This is a genomic window from Lactonifactor longoviformis, from assembly GCF_042848515.1.
Taxonomy (GTDB): domain Bacteria; phylum Bacillota; class Clostridia; order Lachnospirales; family Lachnospiraceae; genus Lactonifactor; species Lactonifactor longoviformis.
Map to the genome: position 1 here is coordinate 4,503,331 of NZ_AP031453.1, position 18,881 is coordinate 4,522,211.

13 protein-coding genes are annotated in these 18,881 nt (G+C 47.8%); 3 read left to right on the plus strand and 10 right to left on the minus strand.

From position 1 onward, the window contains the following. Positions 1 to 143 precede the first annotated feature (143 nt). The 5 genes from ACGHCT_RS20600 to ACGHCT_RS20620 form a co-directional block, all read right to left on the minus strand. The gene (locus tag ACGHCT_RS20600) at positions 144 to 2,435 is read right to left on the minus strand and encodes a hydratase (RefSeq protein ID WP_390437375.1); all 2,292 of its coding nucleotides are present in this window, start codon (positions 2,433 to 2,435) and stop codon (positions 144 to 146) included. 152 nt (positions 2,436 to 2,587) lie between these two features. Beyond that, on the minus strand, positions 2,588 to 3,673 hold the full coding sequence (locus ACGHCT_RS20605; RefSeq protein ID WP_072850763.1) for a CdaR family transcriptional regulator: 1,086 nt from the start codon (positions 3,671 to 3,673) through the stop codon (positions 2,588 to 2,590). Between the two features lie 123 nt (positions 3,674 to 3,796). Next, positions 3,797 to 4,909 (minus strand): ABC transporter ATP-binding protein, encoded by a 1,113-nt coding sequence (locus ACGHCT_RS20610; RefSeq protein ID WP_072850761.1) that lies wholly within the window; start codon positions 4,907 to 4,909, stop codon positions 3,797 to 3,799. A 169-nt stretch (positions 4,910 to 5,078) separates the two neighbouring features. After that, a complete protein-coding gene (locus ACGHCT_RS20615; protein WP_390437376.1) occupies positions 5,079 to 7,400 on the minus strand; it encodes a sensor histidine kinase in 2,322 nt (773 codons plus the stop codon). A gap of 15 nt (positions 7,401 to 7,415) precedes the next feature. Continuing rightward, positions 7,416 to 8,108, minus strand: coding sequence for a response regulator transcription factor (locus tag ACGHCT_RS20620; protein ID WP_072850756.1), 693 nt, complete (start codon positions 8,106 to 8,108; stop codon positions 7,416 to 7,418). 267 nt (positions 8,109 to 8,375) lie between these two features. On the opposite strand from ACGHCT_RS20620, the gene ACGHCT_RS20625 reads away from it, so the two are divergent. Genes ACGHCT_RS20625 through ACGHCT_RS20635 form a run of 3 tightly spaced genes read left to right on the plus strand, consistent with a single transcriptional unit; the run spans position 8,376 to position 13,153 of the window. Next, a complete protein-coding gene (locus tag ACGHCT_RS20625; RefSeq protein WP_390437377.1) occupies positions 8,376 to 9,818 on the plus strand; it encodes an extracellular solute-binding protein in 1,443 nt (480 codons plus the stop codon). A 23-nt stretch (positions 9,819 to 9,841) separates the two neighbouring features. Next, positions 9,842 to 12,874 carry an EAL domain-containing protein gene (locus ACGHCT_RS20630; protein ID WP_390437378.1) on the plus strand — a complete coding sequence of 1,011 codons (3,033 nt, stop codon included), beginning with the start codon at positions 9,842 to 9,844 and terminating at the stop codon, positions 12,872 to 12,874. 12 nt (positions 12,875 to 12,886) lie between these two features. Beyond that, positions 12,887 to 13,153, plus strand: coding sequence for a hypothetical protein (locus ACGHCT_RS20635; RefSeq protein WP_072850751.1), 267 nt, complete (start codon positions 12,887 to 12,889; stop codon positions 13,151 to 13,153). 95 nt (positions 13,154 to 13,248) lie between these two features. On the opposite strand, the gene ACGHCT_RS20640 is transcribed toward ACGHCT_RS20635, so the two are convergent. From ACGHCT_RS20640 to ACGHCT_RS20660, 5 genes are all read right to left on the minus strand, one after another. Beyond that, positions 13,249 to 14,598, minus strand: coding sequence for a glucose-6-phosphate isomerase (locus tag ACGHCT_RS20640; RefSeq protein WP_390437379.1), 1,350 nt, complete (start codon positions 14,596 to 14,598; stop codon positions 13,249 to 13,251). A gap of 80 nt (positions 14,599 to 14,678) precedes the next feature. Then, on the minus strand, positions 14,679 to 15,473 hold the full coding sequence (locus tag ACGHCT_RS20645) for a hypothetical protein (protein ID WP_139249477.1): 795 nt from the start codon (positions 15,471 to 15,473) through the stop codon (positions 14,679 to 14,681). Positions 15,474 to 15,604: 131 nt separating this feature from the next. Then, complete coding sequence (locus tag ACGHCT_RS20650; RefSeq protein WP_390437381.1) at positions 15,605 to 16,303, minus strand: 5'-methylthioadenosine/adenosylhomocysteine nucleosidase; 699 nt, start codon at positions 16,301 to 16,303, stop codon at positions 15,605 to 15,607. A gap of 136 nt (positions 16,304 to 16,439) precedes the next feature. Then, positions 16,440 to 17,834, minus strand: coding sequence for a trimethylamine methyltransferase family protein (locus ACGHCT_RS20655; protein ID WP_390437383.1), 1,395 nt, complete (start codon positions 17,832 to 17,834; stop codon positions 16,440 to 16,442). Then, entirely contained in the window at positions 17,831 to 18,880 is a 1,050-nt protein-coding gene (locus ACGHCT_RS20660; RefSeq protein ID WP_390437384.1) for an SIS domain-containing protein, read from the minus strand. Before ACGHCT_RS20660 ends, ACGHCT_RS20655 begins: the two co-directional genes overlap by 4 nt. Position 18,881 lies beyond the last annotated feature (1 nt).

The following is an 18,881-nucleotide window of genomic DNA, read 5'->3' on the forward strand; positions in this document are numbered from 1 at the left end:
TAACTAATTTTTACACAGTTAATTTTCTAAATTTTCAAGAATTGCGTTTGCAATTTTGACAAGTTAAATATATTCAGACAAAGAAAGGCCGGGGGCATATCACTTTCGCTCTCCCGGCCATTTTCTCTCAGTAAGTTCCGCGGTTATCCTCTGCGGTTATAGTTAATCAGACATCCCTTCAGGATAATCTCTCTCTCATCATCGGTAAGCTCACCTAATGTAAGGGTAAAAGGAGTTAATCCTTCTCCTACCGCATATGCGGTAATCTCAGACACCTTATTCTCTACTGCTGATTTGATGCCCGGCACCAGAATATAGCTGCCGTTGACAAAGGGCAGTTCCCCTTCCTGAATCAGGAAAGGAAGCATTCCCCAGTTAATCAGGTTAGAGCGATATCTCTTTGTGGCATATTCATTGGCAATGTTGGCCCATCCGCCCAACACCTTCTGGCAGGAAGCAGCTTGTTCTCTGGCCGATCCGTCACCAGGCTTTACGGCAAAAATGGTACTTCCCACACCGATATTTCCCTTTCCTATCTCAGGATACTGGGCCTGGATAGTCTCCATAACTGGCTTCAGCTCCGGCAGAGCTTCCAGCGGACATGTACCGGCCTCAATCGCCTTCTGTGCTTTTTGTACTTCTTTGGCTTTTCCCACGTAAGCAGGATCCTTTCTGGAAAGGGTGAACTCAGCCAGTCCCAGAGGATTGGAACGGTAGGATGAAGTCTCACCTGAGGGAATGAGTTCATCTGTTGTTGTGACAGGATCGTGGATCTCCGATACTACCTTTAAAATCAGATTCTCTGCCAGAGGGGACATTTGGGGCCAGTCTTTGATGTTAGGACCAAACTGAATCTCCACATTGGGATCAGCCGCCCCTTTGCTGTCAAATACCCGGTTGTCATATATTGTTTTATCAAAATGATACTGTGGTTTTCGGTAGCTGCCTGCGTATTCGGTAGCTGCTGTGAGATATCCCTTATTGGCTGCGGTGGCGGCAATGGAGCGGGCATCCATAAGTGCAACGGAAGAAATCTGTCCATTCTGGATCTTAGAGCCCTCTCTGTTGGGGAAGTTTCTGGTGGAATGACGGATACTGAAGGCGTTGTTGGCAGGCGTATCGCCGGCTCCGAAACAAGGCCCGCAGAATGCCGTTTTCACAATGGCCCCCGTCTCAATCAAGGTCGCCAGAGTGCCGTTTTTCGCAAGCTCCATATAGATTGGCGTGCTGGCAGGATATACGCTTAAGGTAAAGGCATCTGCCCCAATGCTGGCGCCTTTGAGAATATCCGCGGCATCACAGATGTTCTCGAAGCCTCCGCCTGCACAGCCTGCGATAATTCCCTGTTCTACATACAGTCTGCCGTCTCTGACCTTATCTTTTAAGGTAAACGGCACCTTTCCGTCCAGGCTTACCTGCGCTTTTTTCTCCACATCATCCAGGATATCCATCAGATTGGCATTCAGTTCATCAATGGTATAGGTGTTGCTCGGGTGGAAGGGCATAGCAATCATAGGACGGATCTTGCCCAGATCCACGTAAACCATACCATCATAATACGCCACCGCACCCGGTGCCAGCTCCTTGTAATCCTCCGGCCTCTTGTGGATCTCATAGAATTCCCTTATTGCATCATCTGTCTTCCAGATAGAAGAGAGACATGTAGTCTCTGTTGTCATAACATCAACACCGATTCTGAAATCTGCACTGAGTTTCTCAACCCCGGGGCCTACAAACTCCATAACTTTATTCTTTACGTACCCGTTGGCAAATACTGCGCCGATAATCGCCAGAGCCACATCCTGAGGACCTACGCCCGGGATGGGTTCCCCTGTAAGATAAACGCCCACAACCCCAGGCATAGTAATGTCATAGGTCTGTCCCAAAAGCTGCTTAACCAATTCCGGGCCGCCTTCACCCATAGCCATGGTTCCAAGAGCGCCGTAGCGGGTATGGCTGTCAGATCCCAGGATCATCTTTCCCCCTCCGGCCAGCATCTCACGGGCAAACTGGTGAATCACCGCCTGGTGGGGAGGCACGTAAACACCTCCGTATTTCTTTGCACAGGTCAGACCAAACATGTGATCGTCCTCGTTGATTGTTCCTCCCACTGCGCACAGAGAATTGTGACAGTTTGTCAGCACATAAGGTACAGGAAACTTTTCCAGCCCTGAAGCCCTGGCGGTCTGGATAATCCCCACAAAGGTAATATCGTGGGAGGTCAGCTTATCAAATTTGACGGTAAGCTTCTCCATATTGCCGGAGGTATTATGTTCCTTCAGAATCCCGTAGGCAATGGTATTCCTGGCTGCTTCCTCTTTTGTCGGCGCCTGTCCGCCCAGCTTGCTTTTTAAGGCTGCCTGCGCATCGCCGGTATCCGGAATAATCTCCGTTCCGTTTACCAGATAAGCACCAGTGTCGTATAATTGTATCATACTGCTTGTCCTCCTGATTTTTCTTTATTTTCTAAGCATTTTATACCTCACTAGGCAGTGTGCGTCCTGGGTATCCCCTTTGCACCCGGAAGTACCGTATATACGGCCTGGGCCTGCAGCAAGGTATGCTGTGAAAAACAATTTTCAAGTGATTACCCCTGGTTCTTTAAGAACTCCATATAGCTGGTTACCATGAGGGCGATCTTAAAGGTCAGAGCATCCTCAAATACCCTCACATCCAGCCCGGTGCTCTTCTGAATCTTTTCCAGGCGGTACACCAGTGTATTCCTGTGCAGGAACAGCTGGCGGGATGTCTCGGAGATGTTCAGACTGTTGTCAAAAAACTTGTTAATGGTAATCAGTGTCTCATCGTCCAGGCATTCCGGCAGTTTACCCCCAAACACCTCTTTGATAAACATCTCGCACAGAGGCAGGGGCAGCTGGTATATCAGCCGTCCGATCCCAAGATTGTTATACCCAATAATTGTTTTCTCCGCATAAAATATCTTTCCTACATCCAGAGCCATCTTGGCCTCTTTGTAAGAGCGGGAGACATCTCTGATCTCATGCACAATATTGCCGTAGGCTACCCGTACCTGAGACATAGCCTCTGCATTGAGCATGTCTACGATCATATGAGAGACCTTTTCCACGCTTTCATAGGAATCGCTTTCCTCCAGCTCCCGGACAAGAATTATGTTCTTCTCGTCAATGGCAGTTATAAAGTCATTCACTCTGCCCAGGAAAAGATTCTTCAGCGTTTCCATCGCGCTCTGATCTTTTTCGTACTTTGTCTCTATGATGAGCACGACTCGCTTAGCCTCCACTGCAATGTGCAGCTTTTTGGCTCTGTTATATACATCCACTAACAATAAATTATCCAGAATCAGGTTCTGGATGAAATTAGACTTATCAAATCTTTCTTTATAAGCAATAATCAGATTCTGGATACTGCTTACGGCTACCCTGCCTATCATATAGGCATCGTCGCTGCTGCCTCTGGCAACTAATACATATTCGACCATTTGGTTATCGTATATCTTAAAAAAATGATATCCCTGTATGACCTGGCTGTCAGCCATTGATTCCACAAATTCGCGGACATCTACTGCTGCCATATCATCGTCCGGAAACGTAGCGGCCACAGTCTTACCATCCACATCCATTACACACAGATCAATTCTTGTGATTGCTCTCAATTCCTCCAGAGTCTTTTGAATTACTTGACTTGATATCATGGAATCCCATCCTTTCGGTAATTAGACTTTTATGCTAATAATATATATCATTTTTCTCAATTGCGCAAGAATAAACCGCCGCACTGCGTAACGCAAGTGCGGCGGCCTACACGGCTTCTGTTATTAATTGGTAATAACCAGCTCTGTTTCTTTATCAAAAATATGAACTTTTTCCATATCCAGTGCAAATTTAACGGTATCGCCCGTTCTCGCTGTGGTACGGGGATCCACTCTGGCTGTCATAGGGAAGCCCTCCACATCAAAGTATAAGTATACTTCTGCACCCAGAAGCTCATACACTTTAATGGTAGACTCAACCACACTGTTAGGTGACATTTCAATAAAGCTTTCGGAATCATGTACATTCTCAGGACGGATACCCATAACAACGGTCTTTCCGTCATATCCTCCGTCAATGAGTGCTTTTGCCTTAGAAGCAGGCAGTTTCACGGTTGTGCTTCCAACCTTGATGGAAACTTCATTTCCATTTACAGAAACCACTCCATCCATGAAGTTCATCTGCGGAGATCCGATGAAACCGGCAACGAATAAGTTGCATGGAGCATTATATAAATTCTGAGGGGTATCCACCTGCTGTACCACACCGTCTTTCATTACTACGATTCTGGTACCCAGGGTCATAGCCTCTGTCTGGTCATGGGTTACATAGATAATGGTCGCGCCTAATCTCTCGTGAAGCTTGGAAATCTCAATACGCATCTGCACTCTCAGCTTAGCGTCCAGGTTTGATAAAGGCTCATCCATAAGGAATACTTTAGGCTCACGCACAATGGCACGTCCCATAGCAACACGCTGTCTCTGGCCTCCGGAAAGAGCTTTGGGCTTACGGTCTAACAGTTTCTCCAGATCCAAAATTCTTGCGGCTTCTTTCACCATCTTGTCGATCTGATCCTTGGGCACTTTTCTGAGCTTCAGTCCAAATGCCATGTTATCATAAACTGTCATATGAGGATACAGAGCATAGTTCTGGAATACCATTGCAATATCCCTGTCTTTGGGCTCTACATCATTCACTACCTTATCCCCTATCTTCAGCGTACCGCCTGAGATCTCTTCCAGACCGGCGATCATACGAAGGGTAGTGGACTTACCGCATCCTGAAGGTCCTACAAAGATGATAAATTCTTTATCTTCAATCTCCAGATTAAAGTCTTTTACCGCCTCGAATCCGTTGGGATACGTCTTGTTGATATGTTGTAAGGATAAACTTGCCATTTTAAACTCCTCCTAGCTTTCGGTTCGTTGTATTCATTAACTGTACCTAGTATAACACTATGTTCCGAATTCATACCATGGTTCAAATACACAAAGATTGCCGCTTGTCCTTGTCAAGATTACGGTTGGATTGTCACTTTAACGAATTCCATATAAAATACTGTACAATTTACACAATACCGCTGTCACTGCCGATAACTGTGCCCTCCAGGTTCTCCCTTAGAACCTGGAAGCCTACGGTAACTTTAAAAAGATCTCCGTCCAGGTATATGTCAAAGGTACCTCCCTGAAGCTCTGTCAGGCTTCTGGCAATGGACAGGCCCAGACCGCTGCCCTCAGTGCTCCTGGAGATATCTCCCCGTATAAACCGCTCGGTCAGTTCACTGGCCTGTATATTCAGGGACTGCTGAGAGATATTCTTTACACTGCAGTATACCCATCCCATTTTAATGCCTACGTCCACATACACCCGGGTATCCTCCAGGGCGTATTTGCCCACATTGCCAAACAGATTCTCGATCACCCGGAAGAGTCTCCGTCCGTCCGCCATAATAATTGTGGATTCCTTGGTGACATTCATAACCAGCTCCAGCCCCCGCTCCTGGAACTTCTCTATAAATTCCCCGCTGATCTGATTCAGCAGTTCTTTAAAGTCCAGCCTTGTGCACTCCAGTTCCACATTGCCCGAACTGATTCTGGATGCTTCCACCAGGTCTTCCGTCAGCTGTTTTAGTCTCTGGGATTTGGTGTCCAGAATATCTATATAATTCTTTACTTTGGGATCCTCTATTTTTTCCCGTTTCAACAGCCCCACATAGTTTACGATGGAGGTGAGAGGTGTCTTAATGTCATGGGACACATTCGTGATAAGCTCCGTCTTAAGACGTTCGTTTTTTATACTCTGGCTGACAGCTTCCTGCAGTCCGCTTCCTATATCATTAACTGCTTCGGCGATCTCCCTGTTCACTCCGCGGATTTCTTTCACGGGAAGCTGATAGTCTGACTCACCCTCTGCAATCTTCTGCACTCCCGCCAGAACCTTCTGCTGTTCCGCAGCCTCTCTGAGCATATGATAGCAGGCATAGAGATTCCAGGGAACGCATAAAATGATTCCCGGAGTGCCAAACAGCAGCAGAACAATATTTACCAAAAGATAGATGAGAAAGGTCAGAAGCACACGGTTTCGTATCTTTCTTTTTTTCTGGAGCCTGCCCAGGGTTCCTATCAGGTATTTGCAGGCACTGTTCTCCCAGAGAATTCTTCCCTTCCCCCTTCTCACAAAGCTTAACAGCTCAGTGATCAGCAGCGCAGATACAAAGAATGCTGCTGCCGCCGTGATCCCTATGGTAATCTCCGGACTCAAATCTGCAATCCAAACCATCCCAAGCCCCGCTGCGCCGGCTCCTCCGGTTATGAGAAAGAGCAGAAGGAGCACCTCGGTCTTCATGCTGTCAATGGGATAGAAAACTACCCGGTCTTCCTCGGGAATCCGCCCGGTAAGGGCACAGAGGATACAGAAGCTCAGGAGTATAATCAGGCCGGATACCAGCATGTTCCAGAAGGAGGCACGCACCCACGGACCCCATTTGTCAAAGATTTCCTTCCCCTCTCTGAGTCTGTCATTGGCAGAGAAAGAGGTATCCACGCTAATCCTGACTGTATAGACACAGTTCCCCATCAGATCGTGTCCCATCTCCCGGATAAGAACATTCCTCTGTTTATCTGAAAACTTAAAATTCGTGTCAAGCTCGTAGCTGCCTGTCTTAAAATAAATATAGTATTTGCCGTGTTCCAGATCTTCTTCTATATTCTCTGTATTTTTATATACGCTGCCTGTATTTAAGTTTGTCACCTGATACTTCAGATTGCATTCCCCGGACTCAAAGGTATTCTTAAGCGTGGCATATCTGGTAATATCTCTGTCGATCCTCTTTAGCACGCCGGCCAGATAGACCCTCCACTGATCCCCGTCCATATGCCGGATGTTTTTATCCGACTCCGCCATCTCATCGATCCCGTCAAACCCAATAGGGGCAACCCGCTCGATAAATTCTCCTGCTCCCTCAGTATTCAGGGTGCCGTCTTCCTGCTGGACGTCATTGAGCCACTTTACATAGGATGCGTCAATCTCTACCCAGGTATGGAGATCTCCCAGACGGTATGCCAGCCCGTTAACCACCTCCCCGGAAACCAGCCCGTTATTGGCATAATCATAGATGTCAATGATTTTCTCTGCATCATAGACACCGTCTGTCTCAAAATTTTCCTTCAGTTTGATAAATTCTGCCAGGGATCCCGTCATCCTGCTCACATCAGTGATAAACTGTGAGGTCTGCGTGTAATCCTTCGCCTTATAATTATCCCAGCCGTCCTCCTTCCATGCCTGCCCGACCACGCTGATGGATATGGCAATGCTTAAAACTACAACCTCCACGCATACCAAAAGGCTGAAAAACACATTTAATCTGGGAATACGCTTTAAACTCTCCATATCCTTTCCTTCCTGCTACAGCTTTTCAACCTTATACCCAATTCCCCAGACCACTTTAAGGTAGCGGGGTTCTTTGGGGTTAATCTCTATCTTCTCACGAATATGCCGGATGTGTACCGCCACTGTATTATCCGCACCGATTGCTTCCTCATTCCATATATTTTCATAAATCTGCTCAATGGAGAATACTTTTCCGCAGTTTTTCAAAAGAAACAACAGAATATTATACTCTATGGGCGTCAGCTTTACCACTTCGTCATCCACGGTCACTTCTTTCAAATCGTCATTCACGGAAAGCCCCCCTGACTGGTATACATTGGTGCTTTCCCCGTGGAGTGTGCCCAGCTTTGTGTACCTGCGCAGCTGGGATTTGACTCTGGCCACCAGTTCCAGGGGATTAAAGGGCTTGCTCACATAATCATCCGCCCCTATATTAAGCCCCAGTATCTTATCGGAATCCTCCGTCTTGGCTGAGAGTATAATAATGGGGATTCCGCTGGTCTCCCTGATTTTAAGCGTGGCACGGATACCGTCCAGCCTCGGCATCATAACATCCATAATGAGAAGGTGCACTTCTTCCCTCCCCAGGACCTCCAGTGCCTGCTCCCCGTCATAGGCCTTTAAAACTTTGTACCCTTCCTGGGTAAGATAAATCTCTATTGCCTCTACTATTTCCTTATCATCGTCACAAACTAAAACCTGAAACATTGTTTTTCACCCTCCTTTTTTCTTTCGTATAACCCCTTATTTCCAGTAATTCTGTCTTTGGGGTACGGCTCAGACCGTACGCCGCACTGAAGCATACAGCAACAGATGCCCCAGAGCATATGATGCATACACTGTTAGCCTACCATAAATGTTGATAATTTTCCACTGGATAATTTGCAAGAATGCTTTACTTTCTGTGAAATGGAACCTATAATAATTTCTATATGAACTTACACGATCACAATTTAATTGTATGGGAGAAAAAGTATGAAGAAGAAATTATCGGCAGCCCTTGCGGCTGTTCTCAGCGTAACTATTGGCCTCACCGCCTGCAGTCAGGGTAACACAACTGCAGAGAAGGATTCGGGTTCCCCGGTGTCTCTCACCATCTGGCATTATTACAACGGACTTCAGCAGTCCCAGTTTGAGACTATGGTAAGTGACTTTAACAGTACTGTGGGGGCAGAAAAAGGGATTGTTGTGGAGGCCTTCAGCCAGGGGTCCATCAATGAACTGGAAGAAAAGCTTTTGGCTTCCGCCAACAAGGAAGTAGGGGCGGAAGAACTGCCGGATATCTTCGCGTCCTATGCGGACAATGCCTACACCCTGGATCAGATGGACCTTGTTGCGGATCTTTCTCCGTATTTTACTGAGGAGGAGCTGTCCCAGTACCGGGAAGAATATATTGATGAGGGACGGTTTACCGCAGATACTTTAAAGATCTTCCCTGTTGCCAAGTCTACGGAGCTATTGTTTCTGGACAAAACAGACTGGGATAAATTTGCCGATGCCACCGGCGCTCAGCTGTCTTCTCTCTCCACTATGGACGGTTTACTCTCTACGGCTGAGGAGTACTATAACTGGACAGACAGTCTCACAGAAGAGCCGGATGACGGAAAAGCCTTTTTTGGCTGGGATTCTCTGGCCAATTATATGCTCATAGGAGCCCGCCAGATGGGCAGTACTATTTTTGATGTGCAGGATGGGGAGGTTTCCATTCACCTGGATGAGACTATTATGCGCACACTTTGGGACTCTTATTATGTACCTTATATGAAAGGTTACTTTACTGCCAACGGCCGGTTTCGCTCCGACGATATGAAGACAGGGGATCTGATCGCCTATGTGGGTTCTACCTCCAGCGCTTCTTACTTTCCGGACGAGATTACAGTAAGCGATACCGAGTCTTATCCCATTGAATGCAAAATCCTGGAAGTCCCGCAGTTTTCAGCAGATGACGCCGTATGCGTGCAGCAGGGCGCCGGAATGGTAGTTGCCAAATCCGATGAGAAGCAGGAAAAAGCCGCCACTGAATTTTTAAAATGGTTTACAGATACCGAACGTAACATGGAATTTTCCGCCACCAGCGGTTATCTGCCGGTTAAAGCAGAGGCTTACAGCTCAGAAACTGCCGCCCTCAGCAAGGGGGAGGACATGAACCCTAAAATTGAGCAGTCCATTGATGTATCCTTCCAGCAGCTCTCCCATATGACCTCCTACACAAACAGGCCCTTTGCAAATGGCACAAAAGCAAGGTATGCCTTAGAAGATTCCATCAAGGAAAAAGCTGCGGCTGACTATACCGCCATTCAGGATCTGATTGCCTCCGGTACATCCAGGGAGGAAGCAGTCAGCCAGTTTACTACGGACGATAATTTTAATACGTGGCTGAAGGGATTGTCAGACAGTCTGAACCAGCTTACAAAGTAAAAAATCATAGGCAGGAATAACTCATGAAAAAAGAAAACCATCCCGGAACTATACTGCATAAGATTATAATTCCCGTTGCTCTGGTTCTAATGCTCCAGGCTTGTTTGCTGTGCGGTATCTTATACTGGGGCGGTCCCCTGGAGGAGTCCAATAAAAACGCTTTTAACGTGATGGAAAGCCGTACCACCGGAAGGGCCAATATTCTGGAGAACAATATGGTGCAGAATTGGTCCAATCTGGCCAAATGCCAGCAGGCTCTTGCCGGCTGTGCCGAAGATGTGGCCAACTCCAGGAATATCAGCTATACGGATCTGGGGTCAGATACGGAAGCCATCTCTGATTTTTTGTGCAGTGCGTCTCAGCCTATGATCGACACCCTCCGGCAGAACGGTGTTACCGGAATCTTTGTGATCTTAAATGGTTCCGGCAGTGAGTCGGAAACGGCAGAAAAAGCCGGGTTATATCTCAGGGACTATAATCCCAACGCGGGATCTCTGGATAATACAGATCTCTTTATTGAAAAAGCTCCTGTTTCTGTGTGCAAATACCTGGGGATTCCCCTGGATATCAACTGGGGATCTCATTTTTCCCTGACAGAGACTTCTTCCTACTACTATAATCCTCTGAATGCCTATACAAGCAATCCAGCCCTGGGTACCACCAACGCAGGGTACTGGGATGGCCCCGTACAGGTCACGGAGAATGACATCAGTATACTTACATACTCCCAGCCGCTTCTTGCCTCCGACAACACCTGCTACGGTGTGCTTGGAGTCAGCATTTCTCTGGATTACCTCCGGGAAATGCTCCCCTCTGCTGAATTAAGCTCCGGCAATTCCGCCAGCTACCTTCTGGTTCAGCGGATCCACGCAGAGTCGGCCGATCCAAGGTATAAGATCATACTGTCCAGCGGCTCCTCCTCAAAGTATTACCTGGGAGATGCAGAGGAAATTACCTTTTCCTCCAAAGCAGTGTACAGCAATATCTATCCCCTGAAAAACAGCAAGGAATTTCCTAAAGACGAGACTATTTTCGGCAACATAACGCCTCTGAAGCTGTACAATACGAATACACCCTTTGTGAATCAGTCTTTGTACCTGATAGGTATCTCCGAGAAGGATCATATTCTCAGCTTTGCCGCATGGCTGAAGCACAACTGCTTTCTTCTGATACTGGTATCCCTGGCCGTAGGGATTTCTTCTGCCTTTCTTATCAGCTATCGGATCTCCACCCCGATTATCCGTCTGTACCGAAAAGTAAAGGCCAGCAGCCCCTATACGCCGGTGCAGCTGGATAAAATACAGATCAAGGAGATTGACCAGCTGGTATCTTCCATTGAAGATTTAAGCGCCTCTGTGGCCGAACAGGCTTCCAGGGTATCAAAGATACTGGATATGGCCTCTGTGCCTATCGCTGCCTTTGAATATAAATGGGGGGAACCCACCGCTTTCTGCTCTAAGAACTTTTTTCAGATGATCGGACAGGGAGAGGCCCAGCCGGATAACTTTACCATCTCCGCAAAAAATTTTAAAGTCTTTATGGAAGATCTCAGGGAGTATATGCAGTCATACTCCACTACAGAGGGATTCGGTATCTACAGGCTCAGGGATGAGCAGGGACACCTCCACTGGTTCCGTATGCGCATTCTGGAGACCAAAGAAGCTATTACAGGAGTAATTACGGATATTACCCTTGAAATGGCTGAAAAACACCGACTGGAATATGAAAGGGATTATGATATCCTTACCGGTCTTCCCAATCGGAGAGCCTTCCTCTCCGCCATGACGGATCTCTTCTCCCGGCCGGAAGAGTTAAAATACGCTGCATTGATTATGATTGATCTGGATAACCTAAAGTATATCAACGACACCTACGGTCACGACTGGGGCGACGAATACCTGAAGTGCGCCGCCGGAGTCTTCAAGAATCTTGCAGATAAATCGGCGGTTACCGCCCGCATTTCCGGGGATGAGTTTAATGTGTTCTTTTATGGATATGACACAAAAGAACACCTGGAGGATGCAATCACTGACATGAGGTGTCTGCTCTTAGACGCCCATCTGACTGTCCCGGACGGCACCCAGTTCAAGCTGAGGGCGTCCGCCGGAATTGCCTGGTATCCGGAAAACAGCACCGTTCTGGACGAACTCATCAAATTCGCTGATTTTGCCATGTATCAGGTAAAGCACTCAGACAAGGGAAGCATCCAGGCATTTGACATGTCCAGCTATAAAAAAGAGTCCTACCTTCTCAGCGGCAAGGAGGATCTCCACCAGCTGATTGAACAGAAGCTGATCGACTATGCCTTCCAGCCTATTGTGGAGGTTGCAAGCGGAACGGTTTTGGGCTATGAAGCGCTGATGCGTCCCCAGGTGCCTTCCCTCAAGAGCCCTGTGGATGTATTAACCATCGCCCAGTCTCAGTCCATGCTTCAGCCTATAGAAGCTTTAACCTGGATGACAGCGCCGGATATTTACTTTAACAGGCACATGAAGGGCCGTGCGGATTGTCCCCTGCTTTTCATTAACTCCATCCCCAACCAGCGGCTGTCCGATTCCGAGGCCAGCGATCTGGTCAAGAGGTTCGGCAGTTATATGGATCACATAATCCTGGAGCTTACGGAGATTGCCCAGCTGAGTCCCCTCTGTCTTGCTCACAAAAAGCAGCTCTGCCATCAGTATCATATGAGAATTGCACTGGACGACTTCGGTGCAGGGCACAACAGTGAGGGTGTTCTTCTCTCCCTGATGCCTGAATATGTAAAACTGGACATTGAACTTATACACAACATTGACACGGATAAAAACAGGCTGGACTTCCTGGAAAATCTGATTATATACTTTAAGTCTAAAAATATTAAAATTATTGCAGAAGGTGTGGAGACAAAAGAGGAACTTGAGGTCCTGGCTCTCTGCGGGGTAGATTATATACAGGGATTTTTCTTCGGAAAACCGCAGATGGTCCCAGGTTCCCCTCTTCCGGAAGCTTTAGAGACACTGGCTGCCATCCGGGATTCCCACTCATTCAGAGAACAGCGGCATGACAGCGGCAGATAAAGGAGAATTTACATGTTTCGATTAATGGGTACACTTTACAAAAATTCTAAAATACTAAAAGATACGGTCATCTGCGACGAGACAGGGAACCGGCGCACGCAGAAGGTTTTTAACAGCCTGGAAGCGATCTGCTACTCCTTTGACCTGGAAAAGCCCATCTGGCTGGAATCGAATCTTTCGGACTTTAAGAGGCACAGCAAGACCCGGTTTTATCAGGATAATTTTATTGAGGATATCGACTTTGATTATTTGGAGATACGGGTGATTGAGGAGGATTAATGCTTGAAAAAGCGCTGCCGTACAGGCCTTTGCCTATACAGCAGCGCTCTTTTTGAGCTCTTATTTGGAACTATTACTATGTCCTATCAGTTAGATTATAATCTCTTCATCAATTCTTCTCTTTCTTTCTCATAGCCCGGTTTGCCAAGAAGTGCGAACATATTTGCCTTATAGCTCTCCACGCCTGGCTGGTTAAATGGATTCACGCCTAAGAGATATCCACTTACACCGATTGCGAACTCGAAGAAGTAGAATAATTGTCCTAAGCAGTAAGCGCTCTGCTCCGGAATTTTCACCATAAGATTGGCGGTTCCGCCGTCTGTGTGGGCTAATACGGTGCCGTTCATGGCGCTTTTATTGACAAAGTCAATGGTCTTCCCCGCAAGATAGTTTAAACCGTCCAGATCTACTGGCTCCTCCTTAATTTCCATGTCAGTCTTCGGACTTTCCACTGCCAACACAGTTTCAAATAAAATCCTGGGACCATCCTGGATGCACTGTCCAAGAGAATGGAGGTCTGTGGTCAGGTCTACACTGGAAGGGAAGATGCCTCTCTGATCTTTTCCCTCGCTCTCCCCGGCCAGCTGTTTCCACCATTCGGAAATATAATGAAGGCTTGGCTCATAGTTCGCCATAATTTCAATTGTTTTACCTTTTCTAAGCATGATGTTTCGCAGGGCAGCATACTGAAGCGCATCGTTTTCTTCAAACGGCAGGTTCAATGCGCGCTCTCTCTGTTCTGCAGCTCCGTCCATCATTGCTTTAATATCCACACCGCTGGCTGCGATAGGAAGCAGTCCTACTGCGGTCATAACGGAAAAACGTCCTCCGATATCATCAGGTACTACAAATGTCTCGTAGCCCTCTTCTGCGGCAAGGCTTTTTAAAGCGCCTTTTGCCTTGTCTGTGGTAGCGTAGATTCTCTTCGCTGCCTCTTCCTTGCCATACTTCTTTTCCAGCATTTCCTTAAATACGCGGAACGCAATCGCCGGCTCTGTTGTCGTTCCGGATTTGGAAATAACATTTACGGAAAAATCTCTATCTCCAATTACATCTATAATTCCTTTCATATAGGAAGCACTGATGCAATTACCAACATAATATATTTCGGGAGTCTTACGAATCTCTTTGGACAAATTATTATAAAATGGGTGGTTTAAAAACTCATTTGCCGCTCTCGCGCCCAGGTAGGAACCGCCGATACCGATTACCAGCAGTACATCTGAGTCTTTTTGAATCTTGGCAGCCGCTTTTCCGATGCGGTCGAACTCTTCCTTGTCATAAGTAACGGGCAGGTCGATCCATCCTAAGAAATCATTTCCAAGACCTGTCCGTGACAGCAGCATGTCCTTTGCTGCATCTGCCAATTTCCCCATAACAGCTACTTCGCTTTCACTGACTACACCAGCTGTTTTAGAATAGTCAAAGGTTATCTTATTTCCCATATTCGTTTGTCTCCTTATGTTTTTTCCAAGTTTATCCTCGGTTTTTTTCCATTTAAGTTTAGCAAAATGTTATACATTTATCAAGTTAGAAATTCTTTAATCACATCCCTTACTATTTTTTCTTCCTCCTTGCTCAGAAGGTGTCCATATTTGTTATTGGTGGCAGCGCTCTCCTGGATGCCCCTGGCCAGCTGCTCCATCACTTCCTGGGAGGGGAGCTCCTTTGCCTCCTCGGCAGCGGGTTTATCGGCAGGCTGGGCCATTACTTTTCCTTTTTTCAGTTTGGAAGCCTTCCCGGTCACAGGAAGATTTCTTCCTGTCTTCCCTGCCTGGGTCTGTGAGGCAGCCTTGGAGGTTTCCATAGGTACTACTTTGTTGGTTTCGATATGTTCATTTTCCAGGTAATCAAGAAGTCCGTCTTCTATCAATTCCTCCTGGTAGGAAAAAGCCAGCAGCTGGCGGAATATGATAAGTGCAGCTATCATACCTCCCGCGGCAATCAGCGTCCCCGGCCTGCTCCAGGGATTGGCAGGTGTCCACTGCCCGCTTCTGTAGGCTTGTACCAGATCCAGACCCGCAAAGAGAATAGAAAAGACGAAAGCGTACCACATGGTTCCCTTGAGTCTGTGCAGGGATATTGGCCCTATCTTTCGTCCGTTCATCCGTTTCTTAATAAAGATAACAGGATTGTTTATCTGTGAGTGTTCCTTTAGTAACTGGTGGTAGTCCTGGCAAAACTGCTGCATCCATTTCCCCTTGGGATATGGAAGACGGGATACATCCTTTATTGTTTTTTTATAGGATATATACACCATTAACAAGCTGACAGCTCCTAATACTCCTGCACACCAGATACCGTAATAAAATAAATTCACAATGATTCCCCCTTTTGCAATTTGCAGATTTTGTACGGTTCCATTATAGGTCACCCGGGGGAATTTGGAAAGCAAAATCGGTCGACAAATTCTCTGGTTTCTTGCGGCAACAGAATGCGACAAAAGGCGCTTTACAGCCTGCCCACCATATTTTCCACCAGCCGTACGCTGTGTACTATAGCCTGCTTCTCGAAGGCACCGTAATCCATGCTGGCGCTGTTGTCTGCCTTATCAGAGATTGCGCGGAAGATCACAAAGGGAATCCTGTTCAGATATGCGGCCTGTGCAATTGCAGCCCCTTCCATCTCCGTGCAGCAGCCCCGGAAGTTCTCTGTGAGAAACACCTTTTTCTCATTGTCTGAGATGAACTGATCGCCGCTCACAATTCTTCCGGGGATTGCCTTTATCTCCGGGTTAGCCTCCCGGCATGCGGCAAGTCCTGCTTCTGCCAGTGCTTTATCCGCCGGAAAAGCCAGGGTGTCCATCCTGGGAATCTGGCCCAGAGGATAACCAAAAACAGACGCGTCCACATCATGCTGGAGCGCGTCTGTTGAGATCACCATATCTCCTATATTCAGATCCTTGTCTAAAGCTCCTGCAATTCCCGTATTCATCACAGCTTCCACCTGAAAATCATCTGCCAGGATCTGTGTGCACAGCGCCGCGTTTACTTTTCCGATCCCGGAGCGCACCACTACTACATCCTTTCCGTTTAGTTTTCCCTGGTGGAACTCCATTTGAGCTTTTACAGTTACCTTTGTATCCGTCATTTTTTCTTTCAGAGCAGCTACCTCTTCCTCCATGGCCCCGATAATTCCAATATGGTTCATATGCATTCTCCTTTTTACACTGATTCTTTTGGTCTGTCTATAACGATCTGCATTATTATAGCAGATTCTAACCAGTTGTACCAGGGGAGAATCCTCCATTGCACAGAAAAGGGGAGCAAGCCGGACAGCCCCCCATTCATTTGGTTTGTCTCAGTGCAGCCTGGAATATCTTATCCAGCTCTGCCTTCTTCCAGTCCTCCAGAACATACTCCACGGGCTGCCCCTGAATCTCATGGTAAATTTCTTTTAAGGTGTCCTTGGCTGTTTTCTGTCCATCCAGCATCCATCTCTGCATGTTATCCTTTGGGGAAAACAGAGATGCATCCAGATATTCTCTGTACTCATCCAGGGAACGGTCACTGCAGACAAACCCTGAGGCGATCCCTTCCTCAATCTCGTCCAGAAGGGTATCCTCCACCTCATCCTCAGGAATGCCGTCCAGAATCTTCTGTGCAAAGGTAATTGCCTCCAGATCCTGAATCATCTGCAGAGGATCAAAAAGCTCATCCAGACTCTGGGTACCCACACAGTAGAATCTCCGGGCGCCGTCCAATGCCCCGGCCATAATCATCATTCCTTTTTCCATGGCTGTCCTTCCGTCCGGCTCCTTTCCCCAGGTATGGATATTGGTGCTGGAATAATCCGGTTCTTCCCCTCTGATGTAGGCCGTCAGCTCTGCAGCCGCCTGTTCGTAGAGAAACTTCTCAGGGGTTCCGAAGGCAATGTTAAAGTACTTAAAGTCAAAGGGAAAAAGATTTGGCTTTATCTCGCCCTGCAGACCCGTGAGCAGTTCCACCAGCACCGCGCCCCCTGCTACCTCGGCCAGCACAACCGCAAGGCCCATGGACAGATTCATGGGCGTGGTAACTCCCATATTCGGCATGGAAAAGGTATAAAAAGAGCTCAGCCGAAAGCTGTACTTACGCACAATGTCAAAGGCGTCCCCTCCCAGAGTCAGAGGACTTATCATGTATACCGGAAGATGGGTCATTTCCTGGCCCATTACCCGGGTCATCTCAAACATATATTCCGCGGCCTCTACAGAATCCGGAGCTGCCGGCCAGCACCCGGAGCAATGTTCAGCCGCAGTCTGGTACCTGGCCAGGGAGGACAGCTGTGCCGGTACATCCGTTGGGTAGCCTGGGATCACGGGATTCATGGGGTATATTCTGTGTGCCTTTTCCACAAAGGCTGCATATTCACCCAGCTTTTGCCGGTTGAATTCCAGGATCCGGCCTGTGTCCGGGTCACGGTAATGATAGGTATACAGACTGGCCTCCCCGTGGAGCCTGCTTCCGTGTTTGTCCGGGGGGATTTTCTTCCCTTTTTGGCGGAGGAGAAATTCCCGGTATGCCGTTTCCCGGATCAAGGCCCTGTCTCCCTGCACCTCAATGCCTTCCTTATGCTTCAGCTCCTCAAGGGCCTGGGGATCTGTCACTTTAATCCCTGTATGTGCAAGAATCCTTCCTGCGCCTTCTATGATACACTCCGCCCTCTTAGAGGAGAGATGTCTTCCTTTCTGTAATCTCATGCTTTTTCTCCCTTTTTATAGTCTCCCACCACCTTGGAGAGATAGCGGAACCCGTCTACATCCAGTCCTTTTTTGTCTGCCACCCGCTCTGCCAGTAGCTGGAGGGGAATCAGCAGAGCTGCCGGCGACAGGCACTCTTCCCTGGATTTTGCCACAGGAATCACATGCTCCCGGGGGATACATCCGTCTATAGGCGTATCTGTAACAAGGGTAACTGCAACCCCGGCATTTTGCAGGTATTCTCCGTGTTCCAGCGCAGTCCGGGTATACTCCTCCCCGGAGGCAAGGAGCACTGCGGGCAGTCCCTCTTCTATTACCTCAACGGTTCCGTGCCGGAAGTCTGAAACACTGGATCCCGAGGTATGGATAAAGGTCTTTTCCTTCATCATCAGGGCCCCTTCTATGGCTGTGGCCGCATTTGCCCCCATGCCCAGCAGATAGAGATTCATACAGGGGAGCAGGGCATCTGCCAGGCGCTCCAGCGCCTCCGGGCAAAGCGTCAGGGTGCTGCGGATAGTATCCGGGATTTCAAGAAATGCCTCCTTAAGCTCCGGCCGGTAACCGGCTGCTATGATGGATAAAATCAGAAATGATGCCATATTGGTCTTAGTGGCGGAGCTTATCTCCCGTCCGCTGTGCAGAAGCATAACCTCTGAGGCATTCTCTGCCAGAGTTGAACCGGGATCATTGGTGATTCCCCAGAATGCGATTCCTCTTTCTTTCAGCTCCTTTCCCACCACCTTTGTCTCGTAGCTTTCCCCGGACTGGGAGATAAAGATGACAAGCGTGTCTTTGTCAATGGACGGCAGCAGATAGTGCAGTTCATCTGACTGGATAATCTGGGGCTTCAGGCTGCAGTACTTTAGGAATGCATACCTGGCCATATGGCACGCATAGAGAGACGCACCTATCCCTGTAAGCACCAGCTGCTTTTTTCCCTGAAGCAAGTCTCTGAAATATTCCCCTTTCGGCAGGTATGCGTCCAGGATCTTCTGCGCCACCTCCGGCTGATCCTGGATTTCCTGCCACATTGCTGTATGTTTCATT